The organism is Deltaproteobacteria bacterium, from assembly GCA_026388545.1.
Classification (GTDB): domain Bacteria; phylum Desulfobacterota; class Syntrophia; order Syntrophales; family UBA2185; genus JAPLJS01.
In genome coordinates, this window is sequence record JAPLJS010000106.1 from 1 (window position 1) to 15,759 (window position 15,759).

10 protein-coding genes are annotated in these 15,759 nt (G+C 47.9%); all 10 read left to right on the forward strand.

Features of this window, described 5'->3' with window-relative positions; all coding sequences use genetic code 11:
- The first annotated feature begins 550 nt into the window (after positions 1-550).
- The 10 genes from NTW12_12610 (at position 551) to NTW12_12655 (ending at position 15,738) form a co-directional block, all read left to right on the forward strand.
- Positions 551-3,217 carry an AAA family ATPase gene (locus NTW12_12610; protein MCX5847175.1) on the forward strand — a complete coding sequence of 889 codons (2,667 nt, stop codon included), beginning with the start codon at positions 551-553 and terminating at the stop codon, positions 3,215-3,217.
- Positions 3,218-3,228: 11 nt separating this feature from the next.
- Complete coding sequence (locus tag NTW12_12615) at positions 3,229-6,987, forward strand: hypothetical protein (GenBank protein MCX5847176.1); 3,759 nt, start codon at positions 3,229-3,231, stop codon at positions 6,985-6,987.
- Between the two features lie 66 nt (positions 6,988-7,053).
- Positions 7,054-7,533 (forward strand): hypothetical protein, encoded by a 480-nt coding sequence (locus NTW12_12620; GenBank protein ID MCX5847177.1) that lies wholly within the window; start codon positions 7,054-7,056, stop codon positions 7,531-7,533.
- A gap of 121 nt (positions 7,534-7,654) precedes the next feature.
- Positions 7,655-9,403, forward strand: a complete 1,749-nt coding sequence (locus NTW12_12625; GenBank protein ID MCX5847178.1) for a hypothetical protein — start codon at positions 7,655-7,657, stop codon at positions 9,401-9,403.
- Positions 9,404-9,439: 36 nt separating this feature from the next.
- Positions 9,440-9,958, forward strand: a complete 519-nt coding sequence (gene tssB / locus NTW12_12630) for a type VI secretion system contractile sheath small subunit (protein ID MCX5847179.1) — start codon at positions 9,440-9,442, stop codon at positions 9,956-9,958.
- Positions 9,959-10,040: 82 nt separating this feature from the next.
- Entirely contained in the window at positions 10,041-11,549 is a 1,509-nt protein-coding gene (gene tssC / locus NTW12_12635) for a type VI secretion system contractile sheath large subunit (GenBank protein MCX5847180.1), read from the forward strand.
- A 40-nt stretch (positions 11,550-11,589) separates the two neighbouring features.
- Positions 11,590-12,162 (forward strand): hypothetical protein, encoded by a 573-nt coding sequence (locus tag NTW12_12640; protein MCX5847181.1) that lies wholly within the window; start codon positions 11,590-11,592, stop codon positions 12,160-12,162.
- 252 nt (positions 12,163-12,414) lie between these two features.
- The gene (gene tssK / locus NTW12_12645; protein ID MCX5847182.1) at positions 12,415-13,659 is read left to right on the forward strand and encodes a type VI secretion system baseplate subunit TssK; all 1,245 of its coding nucleotides are present in this window, start codon (positions 12,415-12,417) and stop codon (positions 13,657-13,659) included.
- Between the two features lie 61 nt (positions 13,660-13,720).
- Positions 13,721-14,098, forward strand: a complete 378-nt coding sequence (tssE, locus tag NTW12_12650; protein MCX5847183.1) for a type VI secretion system baseplate subunit TssE — start codon at positions 13,721-13,723, stop codon at positions 14,096-14,098.
- A gap of 17 nt (positions 14,099-14,115) precedes the next feature.
- Positions 14,116-15,738, forward strand: a complete 1,623-nt coding sequence (locus tag NTW12_12655) for a hypothetical protein (protein ID MCX5847184.1) — start codon at positions 14,116-14,118, stop codon at positions 15,736-15,738.
- The last annotated feature ends 21 nt before the right edge of the window (positions 15,739-15,759 follow it).

Below are 15,759 nucleotides of genomic sequence, written 5' to 3' on the forward strand. Positions count from 1 at the left end.
AAAGATTTTTACGAATAAAGGTATTTTACAGTAGTGAAAAAATCGAAAATAAATAACGAAACGAGATTGTTCCGAACGGTCTGATAGCTAAAAATGAGCCATAAAGATTTACTGAATTTTGGATATTAATTTTATTGAGTCGCTCTTTATAATGCTCATAGATTGAAAATCCTGCCCTATCACCTTTACCAACCCCACATCATTTCATAATTTGCTTGACATATAAGCTATATAGCGTTAAAAACATTGCAGAAAAAACACATTCCTCGATGCATGGCAGAATTTTAGTGCTGTTTTGATCGACATTTTTAATGAAAAGTATAGTTCCATGCTTTGTTTTTATAGAATTCAGTCATCCACCAATGTCTATGCGGCCTTCAACATAACCAGGGTAAAGATTGGTAATTGAGTTTGAGAATGCTCCAAGAAACGAACCGAAAGAGTAAATAAATTGTTTTTTAAAGTATCCGGTAATTGTTATACGCGGTATAGCTGTATTTAACTGCCGGATTAACGGTATTTTCAGCCTGATTCAATGAGAGGAAATAGCATGATTATTGAAAAGTTTTCGGTAAAAGCTCAGGATTTCATTGAAGGTGCCTGTCGGCTCGCTGTGAAAAGAGATCACGAGTATGTAACGCCATGGCATATGCTTTCCGTTATGCTGAAACCTAATGATGATCTGACGCGACACTATCTTTCTCATACATCAATCGATCTCGAAGCCCTCGGTGCACGGGTGGACGGCAAACTGCTCACGCAGCCGAAAGGTAAAGCGGGCAGTCCGCAGACGCCGATTAATCGCGATTTGGAAAAAGTTTTTATCCTTGCAGAGGAGGCAAGCCAGAGAACAAAGGATAAATACATCGGCATCAATCATGTAGTGCTGGGCATGCTTGCCTCGGAAGAAATTGTCCAGGCCTTTTCGGATGCGGGTGCAGACAAGCAGGAGTTTGAGGATCTGCTAAAACAGCCACAAAAAGGCCGTTTTTCAGGAGGAGAAGACGGGTCGGGTGATTTTGAGTACCTGGCCAAGTATACTCTTGACCTTACGGAACGCGCCCGCCAGGGAGGGCTGGACCCCGTCATCGGACGGGACCGGGAAGTGCGGTTTACCATACAGATTCTAAGCCGTCGACTCAAAAACAATCCCATAATTATCGGAGAACCGGGTGTCGGCAAGACCGCTATTGTGGAAGGCCTGGCCCAGCGTATTGTCAATGGGGATGTCCCGGATGATTTGAAATCGGCGGCAATCCTTTCCCTTGATATGGGGCAACTGATAGCAGGCGCAAAATTCCGCGGAGAATTTGAGGAACGTTTTAAACGCTTACTGCAGGAAGTTTCCGATGCCGGCAATGTTATTCTCTTTATTGATGAAATTCATATGATCATCGGCGCCGGAGGTTCAGAAGGCGCCATGGATGCCGCCAACCTGATCAAACCCGCGCTTTCCAGGGGTGAAATTCGCTGCATCGGTGCGACGACCCTGGAAGAATATAGAAAACATATTGAAAAGGACACGGCTCTGATGCGCCGATTCCAGATCGTCATGGTGGAAGAACCGAGTATTGATGAGACCATTACCATACTGCGCGGAGTAAAGGAGAAATACGAAGTCTATCATGGCGTACAGATTCTGGATGCAGCGCTTGTCGCATCGGCAAAACTCTCCAAGCGCTATATCATGGACCGGTTTCTACCGGACAAGGCAGTTGATCTGATCGACCAGGCATCGGCATCTCTGCGTATCGGTCTTTCTTCAAAGCCTGAAGAAATCGATGAAATCGACCGCAGGATCGTTGACCTGGAAATTGAAATCCGTGCCTTAAAACACGAAACGGACTCTCAGACCGAAGAACGTCTCAGCCATCTTAAACAAGAGCTGGAGGAACTCAAAGAAAAAAGCCGCAAACTCACTGAAAAATGGGAAAAGGAAAAGAAGTCCCTCACAGAGGTTCAGGAGGCAAAGAAGGCACTGGAGGAAGCCAAGCGTGAAATGGAACAAAAAATCCGTGAAGAGGATTTCTCCCGGGTGGCCGAACTGCAGTACAAGATCATACCAAAGTGCAATAAAATTTTAGAAGAATATGCGGATGTGGATATTTCCGGCAAAGGCTTTCTACGGAGAGCAATCACGGAAGATGACATCGCCGATACGGTTTCGAGGATGACCAATATCCCGGTCTCAAAGCTTCTTGGTTCAGAAATAGACAAGCTGCTGCACCTGGAGGACCATCTGCGACAGCGGGTCGTAGGCCAGGATGATGCTCTCACTACCATATCCAAGGCAATCAGACGTTCTAGGGCCGGTGTACAGAACCCGAACCGACCCATAGCCTCCTTTTTAATGCTCGGTCCCACGGGCGTTGGAAAAACAGAGGTATGCAAGACCCTGGCGGAATTCATGTTTGACGACGAGAGCGCTCTTATCCGGATTGATATGAGCGAGTTTATGGAAAAGCATTCCGTGGCCCGGCTGGTTGGCGCCCCCCCGGGATATGTCGGTTATGAAGAAGGCGGCGTACTGACGAACAGTGTCCGCCGCAAGCCGTACAGCGTGATTCTGTTTGATGAAGTGGAAAAAGGGCATGCGGATGTATTCAACCTTTTCCTGCAGTTGCTTGATGACGGACGTCTGACCGACAGTCAGGGGCAGACGGTGAATTTTTCAAACACCGTTGTACTCATGACATCAAACCTCGGATCGGAAAGTATTCGACCTGCCGAAACAGCAGAAGAGATCCAGCAAATGACTGCGGGCATTATGCAAGCCGTGCGATCACACTTTCGACCGGAATTTATAAATCGCCTTGATGATATTCTTGTTTTTAAGCAATTGACCCTTGAAGGCATGAAGACGATAGCCGAAATACAGCTTAAGCGCCTTGCAAAGTTGCTGAAAGAGAAAGAGATTCATCTGCAGGTCAAAGACGAGGCGTTGGTTCTCCTGGCCGAGCTCGGCTTTAATCCGCTTATGGGTGCAAGGCCGCTGAACCGTGTTATTCAGACTCGTCTCCAGGACCCTCTTGCCGAAGACATTATCGCGGGCAAAATTAAACCGGGTGATACCATCTATATCTCAGCGTCGGGAGATGAACTGGTAATCGGAATAAACGACATTCTTGAGGAAGCGCCGGAATCCGGTGGTCAGGGGGAAAAGAATAAGAACGCAACCCCGCACGATCCGACCGAATCCGGTGGTTCTGATGGGTAGCGGATAATTCTATGGATTTGCTCACCACGATAACCGGATACGCCCAGGGATTCTTCACCTGGGATAACTGGCCATACCTTCTCGCTGCCATGGCTGTTCTGGGCATTTTGATACTTGTTGTGCTGCTCATCTATTTTATCAAGAAACGTCGCAGCGCAAGCGGTGAAAAAAAACAAGCGAAACCGGATATCGAACAAAAGAAAAAACAAAAGGGCATGCCTGCTTCGAGTCTTGCCAAGGTATGGAAAGGGTTTCTGAAAGAAATACCATGGGCAGTAAGGGCGAACGTCATGGCCTACGAGCACTTTATTGTTTTCGGTGAAGCCGGTGCTGGAAAAAGTGCCCTGATTGACAATCACACAGACTGGCAGGGGCACGCGCGACAGTTTTACCCCAGCTATACGACAAATCCCCTGCTACAGATATATCTCGGATCCAAGGTTCTGGTTCAGGAACTCCCGGATTCTCTGCTCGGCGATACATCAGAATATGCCCGCCGCGCCATGCTTAAGCTATGGAAACCACTTTTCAGGCGAAAGGATCCGACCGTTGTAATTGTCTTAAACGGTGTGGCGCTTCAGACGGATGAACCGGAATATCTGGAATATCTGAAACAAAAGGCCCAGATAATTCGGGGGAAAATCAACCTGCTCGGACAAATTCGCAAAAAGCCGGTAAAGGTACGTATTGCGCTGACTCATATGGATCAGTTTGAGGGATTTTTTGAATTTTCCCAATTTCTCACCCAGAGCAACATTCCTTTAAAACTCGAATTCAGTTCAAAAGGTGATATCGCAGATATTTCCGGATGCCTGGATCCGTACGAAGAACATCTAACCCGTGCTCTGACATTGCTTCCCGCAGATAAGTATCTGAAGGCCATTACATTCATGCGCCAGGCGCCGAAACTGTTTCAGTATTTGTCCGTATTCATTAAATTCCTTCAAAACCCCGACCCCTTATCTCTGGAGCCGGAAGTGACCCGTCTCTACCTGACTTCACAGACAGAGGGGGAAACCCCTGTTTTGAACCCCTTTGCCCCTTCGCTTACCGCCAGGGAAATCCAAAAATTCGACCCGCTTTTCAGACACCGTGTTGCAGCTGCCGCAATAGGCATAGCAGGGCTTGTTTATTTAAGCTCCGCTTACCTTTATGAACGAAACCTGATTGCCGAAAGATACCGTGAAATGGCAATCCTGGAAGTTTCACCGCCTGTCCGGTATGATCAAAAGATGCATGAGCTTTTACCCATCGCATACATGCAGCAACATCCCTTGATGAAATTGCTGCCTGATTTTTTTCCAGACATAAACAGGGAGATTACCCGCCGCTGCATCGAAAACATTCGTAAATTCTATCTGTTTCCCGCAGTGGAGAGATTCTCCGTGGAAACGATGACAACGGCATATGCCGCTGCCGGTCAGTTAATAACAATCAGTAGCCCCGAACAGCAATATAGACGGAAAATCGAAGACGCCCAGGACAAGGCCCTATACCTCTTGGCGCTGATATATGCAACCCGGGACAACGAACTTGGGAAACTTATTCAGAACAATCTTACCCAATGGCCACATATCCTCAATATATCCAAAACAATGATTGAGGATTATGTAAATAATAATGAGTCCTCCTGGCACGTTTCTCTTGATACGAAAAAACTTTCATTCCGCCAGTCAAAAAGCGCTGTCGATGACCCCCGTAGCTGGATGGTTTATTTTGCCGAAATCAACAGGTTTTACCAGCAGCCCGTTTTAACCAGGGCGGAATTTGAGAAATTGCAAAAGGAAACCGATCACTTTCTCGGGGTGATCCAGCAACTGGAGCTTTATGATCTTTCCGCAAAGATAGCGGAACTGTTAAAAAAAGAAGCCCCGCAGGGTATCAACTTGGACCTGATTGCAAAGCAAGAATCCCAGATCAGACAGGAGACCGTCAAAAATTTTCTGAAATTTATAAAAAACTCCAACATGAATTATCCGGAGGTGACTGATAATTTAGGACTTACCGGCCTGCTTGAAAACCTCAAGGTTATGCTTAATTTTAAGGGGCCTGAAGATGAAAGAGAATTGCTGTTTCGTTTTTTGTTCGGCGGGGAAGAATTCAAGTTCAACGCCCAGCAATGGAACGATCTCCTCAATCGCAGCAGGATCGCCTTATTTTTAAGAGAGTTTGTCAACCATTACAAACGCCAGGACGGCCTGCTCTTTTTTCCGGCGGACAAGGAATTTGACGATCTCATCATGAACGCGTCCAATGACGGGCGCTTCTTGTTCATCGGTCACGCCAGAGTGGACGGCAGATTCACGAAGGATGCCATAGAAAAAAGAGTAAAACCGATATTGACGGAACTGCCGGTTTTCATAGAAAATTTGCCTGTATCCCAGAAGGACAAAAGTTATTTTTCAAATTTCTTATTTAAAGAAGTTGAAGCCTACGGGCGGCGTTATGCGCAATACTACCGGAAATACTACATGGAATTCGACATAAAGGCCGGGTCTCCGGGCGCCCTGCGCTTTGTATTGAGTCAAATGGTACTGCCATCTTCACCGTTTATGGAGGTCCTGCTGACCATGAGGGACAATACCCAGATTGACCCCGGCAAAAACGAATATCTGCGATCTATTGCACTGAAGCTGGCTGAATTTGAGTTTATAAAGCGTCTCATGGGCGAACAGAAGGGAACATTTCCGGAACTCGATAAATACAAGGCCTTGCTGGAGCAGATGCAAATGGATATGCAGGACCAGCAGGGACCTGCCGGGAAAAAGGACAAAGATGAGCCCTTTACCCTATTCAAAAACCGATTGACTCCGATGGGTCGGATCGGCTTTGCGATCTTTAATGATGAAAAGGATTCTTATTTGAATCTGGTGAAGCTCTGGCTCAACAGTGTTGGAGTTCCTCCCCAATGGCAGGATGTTTTTCTCGCTCCGGTCTGGCAGGCCTATTTTCTGGGAATGACCGAAGTTGAGACTGAGATTGGTAAAATATGGACGGATCTCCGGCAAACCGACATCCAACCGCTGTATAATAAATTCCCTTTTGAAATCTCATCCGGTGAAGATATCTCAGCGGAAGCGCTTAAAAATGCGACGCATCCCTCCGGACATTTCTGGCAGACATATCAGGGAATGCTCGCGCCGTTCTGCATGGAAGAAGGGCGCCGGTGGCGTAAGAGAACCGGTCCGTTTAACGTTCCGAAGCTTCCGAACAATATGCTGCCGACAGTGAATGCCATCGCGCAGCTTTCTTCCGTTCTGTGGGATAAAGAAGGCAAAGAACGTCCTCTTGAATTTATGCTCAGGCCGGGTCCTCTGCCTTCGGTACTTCCTCAGGAGCCGATCGCTGTGCTTTCCTATCTGCAAGTGGGAGAATTAGCGGTCTTTGGTTTTAACCAGAAGCCGTCCTGGAAAAAATTTAAATATTATTGGCAAAACCCATACTGGTCGTCAGTGGGAGTTGAGTTTACAACCAAAGACAAGTCTTCAAAAATAAAGAAAACGATAGAAATTCCAACCTCATACTGGAGTTTTTACCGTCTTCTCCAGAAAACGGAAGAATATGCCGCTGTTAACAAGCTTTACGATTCCGCTAAAGGGACTAAATCCGCCAGGAAATTTTCCGGTACCGGCAACGGCAAAAAAGCCGAGGCGCTCCGATCGCTGACATGGGTAATCAATTCCCCGGCAACAAATGTCGAAAGCAGACCCATGGATATTATATTTAGCATTCAGAGCGATCCGTGGGCCATCTTCAAGCTGCCCCGCTAGCCGCGCGGCCTTTTGAAAGTTCTGAGCTTTGTATTAATAATGAACATGAACTCGGGATATCGTCTCATGTTAAAATTCAAAGAAACAACTTTTTTCCCATGGTGTGCAACAGGAGCGGTAATCGTCCTTTCCTTGCTCCTTATTATGGGAAGCCTGTATGGGTGCGGGAAATCTACTGTGAAAAAGGAGCAAATCACTTTCAACATTATTCCCGATTCAGGCATTAATGATGAGCGGCCTGTGTATATCGTGATTCGCAAGGTGAATAAAATGGAATTCCTGGTCGAAAATTACGATGGTATCTCTGATATGGTCTATGCCAATCCGCCGAATGAAAGTCTCCTGGCCTGGCACATGCTCCTGCCCGGACAAAAAGAGAAAATACAAGTCATAAAGCCCGACAAATCAGATATTGGGGTTTATGTCCTTTTCACCAGTCCCGGTGAAAATTGGAAAATGATACTTGAAATCCCCCTTAAGTCGGAATATAATATTAACGTTAAGAACAATGAACTGGAAGAATACCGCAAAGGGTTTTTCTGGTGACGGTTAACCGGAAAGCAGGACGGTTAATTTTTCTTTTCCAGTCCCATCTGCAAGGTGAAATCAAAGGGCGGGGCGCGGCAACAACCGGCGGGAGTTGAACCGCAATTAATAAAGGCATCCTATGCTGCAAATTTTAGAAACCGCTTCAATTGAAAATGATTTGCGCCTGGACGGGCAGCAACCCTGCAGGAAGCTGGAGTGGCTCGAAGATAGCTATCGTGATACGGGTGATTTCTGGCGCGCTCTTAAGGGAGCTTTTGATGCTCGTTTTGCTGTGCATGGGGTGAGCGCCCTTTTCAGCAGGTATAACTTCTATCATGATATCATCGTTCGCAACCGTAACAACACCGCACCGGCCCTCTGCTTGTACGATTTGGCTTCCGGCTTCAGAAGTATTTCGTACAGCGAACTCGGCGCCTTTGCCGCCGCAAAAGCAGGTTTTTGGGCTCGCCTTGGCCTGCGGCCCGGACAAACGCTCTGTATCATCCGGCCCATGGGCCTGGAGACGGCAGTTGAACTGCTGGCGGCTCTGAAGACGGGATGCCGGATTTCGTTCCTGTATCCCCAGGGAAAAGGTTTCCTGCAAAGGAGGCTTGAATCCCTGAAACCTGACCACATTATTATTGATGAGAGACATCTTCCGTTGCTGTCGGTATGGAGCAAAATGGTGCTGGCGGAAGGTGATGTGAGTAAGGACATTCATCATGAACGGGCGCAGTCTTTCACGTATCCATCCGGTCAGGTTGTTTTTAGTTGTTTTAACCCCTGCGGACCTGAACCCCATGTTCCTGCTGATATAACAAGCGACGCTGCCTATCTCTGCGCACTGCGCGACGGGATGATCGCCTTGGGAATTGGACCGGGGCAGGTATATGCCGCACCGGGATTTCACTTTATGGAGAGCTATCCGGCCTTGCTTTTGGCCGGTCTGCTGTGCGGTGCAACCTATCTGCACCTTATGCCGAAGGATATTGCAACCAACCCGGAGATTGTGGTACAACAACCTATCAAGGCCTTCGGGGTGAGCAGAAAGGTGCGTGACATCTTGCTGGAAAAACAGGTGGATGCAGGCAGTTCCTGGGAATGCTGGTTTCGCAACCCGGCAGAGTCCCAAGACCTGGAACAGTGGCATTATTTTATCCGGAGTCTTAAGCTGGAAAAGGCCTTTGCCTTTAACCTGAGATGGGATGCGGCGCTGGGGGGCTGTTCTCTGTTCTCCATACGGCGTAAAGGCATGGCGCATATGAACGTGATGCCTGTCCCCGGAGGCGCCTGGTGTCTTGGCGACTTGTCAGGGGGGGATTTTGCGTCTTTTACCGACATCGGCGCATACTCCCTGTCAACGCCCGGTGCACCCGAGGAGGAGAAAAGGACGACTGCCGATATTATCGCCAAAAACGGGAACGAATGGATTTTCACAGGAATAAATACCTTCAACCGGGAAGGCAGGATTTTTCCGGTGGAAGAGATTCTGCTCTCTCTCCGTGATATGGAGGTCCGCTACAGATTCTTCTGTTCCATCGTTGATGTTCCGCTTATTGATCCGGGAAGAGGGCATCGCATTGTTCTGCTTGTCTTTCGCGGCGCAAATACCGGCTTTAATGAAGCCCGGCTTTTATCTGAAATTCGTTCGGTTATTACTCGGGAAATGGGGGACGAGTTTCAGCCCGATACAATAGAGTTTTTCCCCATGTATCCCAGGTTTCTATCAGTTACCGAGGTGGATCACCAATGGTGCCGCAGTCAGTACCTGACAGGGGCGCTTTTCAGAAAGTCGCGGGGTGAAATTTTTCACTGCATTACCCGGCTGAGGGAATGCATCATGAAAATGGAGGATGTTGAAGGGAAACGTTGGCCCGAAATCCAATGAAAAATCATAGAACTAACCATAGAAAGGAGATACAGCATGGCAATACAGGATGAAATTCCCAAATCGCGTCTTACACTTAGGTACAAAACAGAGATCCATGGCCAGCCCGAAGACGTAACGCTGCCGCTTCGGCTGTTCGTCGAGGGTGATTTTTCTCTGGGAAATTCGAAGGACCGGAAGGTCGATCTGGAGGAGAGGCGCCTGCGCAATCTTGACGGCACCAACACTGATGCGGTCATGAAGGACATGGGCATGTCCTTGAAGTTTGCCGTGGCCAACAAGATTGACCCGGAAGCCTCCGATGATATGGATGTGGAAATTCCCATCAACGGCATGAGAGCTTTTTCTCCTGACCATATAGCAAAACAAGTGCCCAAGCTCAGGGGGATACTCCAGATGAAAAAGCTTTTGGAGGAGGTCATCTCCAACGTGGATAACAGGAAGGAGTTTCGCAAACTGCTCAATGAATTAATGGGCAACGAAGAGGCGTTGGCCAAGATGCTGGAACAGTTGAAAGGTTATGAAAGCATGAAGCTTCCTTTAGGCGAGAAGTAAAGGAGAGTAAAAAACATTTTATAATAAAGACGCTTGTTTAACCTGATAATATAACAAACTCTATCAAAAAGGAGAGAAATCCATGGCCGAAAAAACAAAACAAGCGGAGAAAACCGCAGAAAAAACTGAGGAGCTTGATCTCAAACGTTTCCTTTCAAGCATGCGCCTGAGCACCGAGATGAAAGAACCGGTCCCGATGGTCCAGGACAACCTGCAGGTTGTCAAGGAGGACGTCAGCGATGAAGACCGCTTCCTTTCAGGTATGGCTGCTCTTTTGCTGAATGTTGATAAGTCATCGAAACGTCTGGACAAGGGGAGCATCCAGGAGCTGATTGCCCGCATCGACCGGGCCGTCATTGATCAGATTAACGAAATCATCCACAATGAACAATTCAAGAAGATGGAATCCACCTGGCGGTCGCTCAACGACCTGGTCTTAAATACGAACTTTAAGGCCGACATCATGATCGACATTCTTGACGTGGGCAAGGACGAACTCTACGAGGATTTTGAAGCAAATGCCGTTGATATTACCGGCAGCGCCTTATTCAAAAAGGTCTATGTCAGCGAATACGATCAGTACGGAGGGAAACCCTTCGGCGCGATCATCGGCATGCACGAATTTGAACACACACCCGATGACATATTCTGGCTGACGACCATGGGGAAGATCGCGGCCGCAAGCCACGCGCCATATATTGGATCGATTTCCCCGAAATTTTTCGGATGCGACTCCATTGAAGAACTGTCCGCCATCAAAGACCTCGAGGGCCTTATGAGCCATCCGAAATACGGAGCCTGGAATAAATTGCGCGACTCCGAGCAGGCCGCTTATCTCGGGCTTACCCTGCCCAGGTATGTTACCCGCCTTCCCTACGATCCGGAAGTAAATCCCTGCCGGGAGATCACGTTCCAGGAAAAAATCCGGGGGAACAATGACGAGGACTATGTCTGGGGCAGCGCCGCCATGCTCTTTGCCCAGAACATGGTGCGCTCTTTTGCCCAGTCCGGCTGGTGTCAGTATTTGCGGGGACCGAAAGGCGGCGGCCTGGTAAGCGGGCTTCCCGTGCACACGTTCAATGTGCGCGGCGAAGAAGAAATGAAGATTCCCATTGAGATGGCAGTCCCGGATTACCGTGAATTGGAGTTTGCCAACTGCGGCTTTATCCCCCTTATCTATCGCAAGGGCACTGCCGATGCGTGTTTTTTCAGTTGCCAGTCGCTCAAGAAGGCCAAAAAGTTCAAGGATCCGAAAGACTCGGAGAACTCGCAACTTGTCACCAACCTTTCTTATACGTTCTCCGTTACAAGAATCGCCCATTACATCAAATCAATCATGAGGGACAACATCGGCAGCAGTGCTGATGCCATGTATATTCAAAATACTCTCACAAACTGGATCTTCCAGTACGTCACCACCGTGGTTGATCCCGATGACCTGACGCTGCGCTTCTATCCTTTCAAGGCGGCATCGGTGGAGGTGGTCGAACGCGAGGGGATGATCGGGTGGTATGACTGCAAGATGGCGATCCTCCCCCACATCCAATTTGAAGGTATGGACGCGGAACTCAGGATGGATACCAGACTCTAAATTACAAACATGATTTAAAACGAACGAAGGAGGAATAAACATGGCCGATTTAAATTATAATTGCAGCGTTACCCAGGGTTTTAATTTCAAAAAAGACGAACAGATACTTGTCGGGCATATTGTTTCATGCGAAGTCGGCAAAAATAAGTTTGACGCCGACCTCAACGTGAGCAATCCGGAGGATGCTGCAAGTCTGATCAAGGTTTTCGGTATCGTATCGTCGATCTATTGGGCAGGCGGCTATGCTGAGCCGGTTCAGTTTGCCTGCCAGGTGTCCAACGCCAACAAGACGAAGATTGCGACACTTACGCACAAAAGCCTCGCCAGCACCGAGGTCCTTTTTAAGTATAACGTCTATGACTATGACCCCAAGGAAAAGAAGTATTACAAGTGCTTTCATTCCAACAATGCTGATCTTCAAGGACTTGTCTTAAAATCAGGCGGAGAACTGGCCATGGCAATAGATATGGATCAGTCTGGGGAGGTTGTCTCTCCGAAAAACTTCGCCTTTACCCTGGGCGTTATGCCTCAGGAGCTGAACATGGAAATTCACGTGGCAGTTTCCCTCTCCGACAAGTTCGTCAAAAAGTGGGGCGTGGAAGTAGCAAAGTGATATGCTTCACCAAGAATTGATTTGTCAGGATTTTTCAGCGCTTCGGAAGCGCACGGGAAAGTTGAGATTTCTTATATAACGAGAGATCTTTGAAAAATTTCCGCTTTGTCATTGCAGCTCCCGCTCCTTCCAAAAAACTTCCCCTCCCTCTTTGGGAGGGGATTGGTGGGAGGGGGCAGGCGCCTGCAATGATATTCGGTGGATATTTTCAAAAATCTCAAAGCATTACTATGTTAAGGCGGCAAAAAAGAGATGGATGATAAACTTGCGCGAGTTTGCTGGAAAATGGGACAGACCCTTCTTCCGGAGCATCTTCTTGCCCTCGAGGATTCGCTGCTGGCAAATACCGTACTGCGGTATCGCATGCAGGGACTGCCTTCTTACGGGATCGGGAAGCTGATATTAAATGAGTCGCTTTTAGGCGAAGGGATCTTTTCCGTTCAGGAAATGACGCTTGTCATGTCATCCGGATTGCTGCTGAGCGTGCCCGCCAACGCCAAACTCTCTCCTTTTAACTTGAATCTTCCCGGTACGACAAAGGTGTCTGTCTACCTGCACATTCTGAATGAAATTCCCGCCGCCGACAGCAGCCCGGGAGGTTGGGAAGATGACGCCGAGGTAAGGATTCCGAGGGTCATTCACCGGATGGCCCTCTCATCGGAACAGGACTATCCGAATGTCATTGAAACATTGAAGCTGGCTGAATTCAAAAAAAGTCCCCAGGGCGCCTGGCAAATCTCGCGGGACTATATTCCTCCTCTGCTGCAGTTGGGCACATCCCCGTTTTTAAGGAGCGAAATTGACGCACTTTCCGAAGCGCTGGCGCTTTTTCAATACAATCTCTACATGGACGCCGTCTCCTACTTAAGCGGTGACAGTCTCTCCAGCGTCAAGCAATGCCTGAAAAGCGTTTTCCGGGCCCAGAGGCTTTTGGCCAATCTGGTTTCCCAGGTCCATCTTCACCCCTTCTTTCTCTGCGAAGAGTTGTTAACCCTTTATACCGAGGTATGCTTCTACAGGAACACGACGCCGGAAAATATTACCTCCGCATATAACCATGATCAGCTTGCGTTTCTGAATACTATTATTGATCTCATTAACAAACAGATGCAGTTGGTGAGGAGCCTGCCGCCCTACCTGCCGTTTGAACTCGGCGATAATATCTACCAGGTCAAGTTGCCGGCCGAGATCAGGCAGGCCACGAATGTTTATCTTCTCGCACAGAAAGACCGGATAATAACCCAGCTTTCCATCGGCGACATGAAACTGGCAAGCTTTTCCCGGTTGCCTGTGGTGCATAAGATGGCGCTTCAAGGCATACCGTTTAAAAGAGTTGAACATCCCTCCTTTCAGCATTCCTTTGGAGCAGAGATTGAATTCTATCTGATTAAGGAGGGCGAAGAATGGGACCATGCGCTGAATGAAATGACGGTGGCTTTTTACAACAGGCCGGACCTGAAAGACACTGCCTTTTATATCTTTTGGCGCATCGAATGACGATTGATGAGTGCGCGCCGGCCGCAAGGCCGGGAAAAATTTAATTCCATGGATATATCCGATGGCGCTTTTCAGTAAATTTGGCGATAGTTTATCTGTCGGCAGTAAAGATCATGATATTCAAAATATTATTGAAAATCTTAACTACATACTCAATACAAAGAAGGGCTACGGAAGCTTCCTGAAGGAATTTGGCATCCGAGACATGAATGAATACAGCTCCCGCGATCATTTAGCCGTCGCGATAATGGATGAAGTAAAATATAACATAGAGCACTACGAGCCGAGACTGCAGCTTATAAAGATCTCAATTGAAGAAAGTAATGATCCTTTCCGCATTTCCTTTAAAATCGAATGCAGGCTGAAGGATACACAGAAGGCATTATTTATGGAATTCAACTCCGTGTATAATGACTTTCATATCAAGAATCCATTATAAACCATCCGGAGCCGGAAATGTTTAAAGACGCTTTGGAAATGACGCTGGCGCTGATCATCGGTGGGGATGCATTCAAGGTGCCCGGCGCTAACATAAAGTCCCTGAAAACCAGTATTCACCCTTACGGCTTTACGGCCCGGCTGAGTTTTTGGGTCTCATCGGAAACCGGTGTGGATACTCTCCTTCCCCAATTCGTAAAGCAGGACCTGATCGAGGTTAAACTGGATATAGAACCTCATTTCAAGCCACAGGACGCCTATAGTGAATCTCTATTACTGCAGGGATTCGTTACCGGCAAAGCATTGCTTACAGAACTTACCATCGAAAATGTCAATCTACGCGGCGATCCCGTTCTCTATCGTCATTATCAGATTGATTTTGCCGATCCCGCCCGTGTGCTGTGGCGTCGGCATTTTCCCTGCGATCTTCTGGTTGACGGAGGCGTTAAGGAACTCATTGAGGCCAATAAGGCAACAGGGGTTGATCTAAAATATGACTGGGAGATAGTCAACGACAAGTTTGCCGTTACTACGCTTTCCCCCGGATCCCCCGATAACGGAATCAGTTTCTATGATTTTATTATCTGGTATGCAACTGCTCACAACGGCGTCTTCAGTTACAACAGCAAAAAAAATCAGTACACCCTTTCCGGAACAAAGGATCAGGAGGGGGATGTGATTGCAATGAGCGAACTGGAAGTGGAAGATCACCGGATCGATTTTCCTGCGACCATCCGCTATAACGACAGGCTTTTGAATGCCTTTTCAGAAGATCCCAAAAAGAGTGAGACGAGCCGGGATACAGCAAAGGATGGAGTGAGGCGTGACAGTTTGCTGCGCGAGCCGATTGCATCTGATTTTGAGAAAGCCTTTAATCTGGAGTCAAAAAAGCAAAAAATCCGGGGACATGAAATTAACCTGACCCACCGGCGTTTTCCCCTGCTTACCTATCGGCCCGGTACTTTTGTCGTGTTCGAAGGCGGCCTCTGGAGCAACAAGATTTTTTTTCGCGGCAATGAATACCGCGTAAAGGATATTTTTCTCCGGGCGCATGCCGTTGACGAGGGGCCGGACGCTGATCACAATATGCCGTATTCGCAATATAATATTACAATGCGTTCGCGGCTGGAACGTAAGAGTGAAAAAGCCCTGAACATTCCGCCGTTTAAGGCTCCTCCCTACCCGATATATGTCGAGGGAAAAATCGTCAGCGAGCAGGGGAAAGAAGAGGAGGAAACGTATCAAATCTATAAGCATCCGCAGACAGAGCTTGATCAATACAGGGTAAAAATCCCGCTTTTTGACAATAAGCAGGTTGTCGTTCCGTTTGAGCCTCTTTTTGCACCCGGACACTTTTATTTTCCGGCTTACAAAGGTGAGAGGGTCCTTGTGGCGCTTGATTTTCATAGAGCGCGGATCATCGGTTTCCTTGACTGGCGGCCCGGCGGCCGCCTGCCCATGGATACTCAGGGGGATCACCTTCTGCTCGGCAAGAGCGCCGACAGCAATACCTCCATCAGTCATGTCTATGTGGACAACAAACCCCAGCTGAACATGAAGCGCTCATCAAGCAAAGATACCGAAATAATCCAGCTCCACGAGGGCACTATTATTCTGCAGACCAAAGAGGAAAGTTCATAACAAACACATAAGTGTAAACAA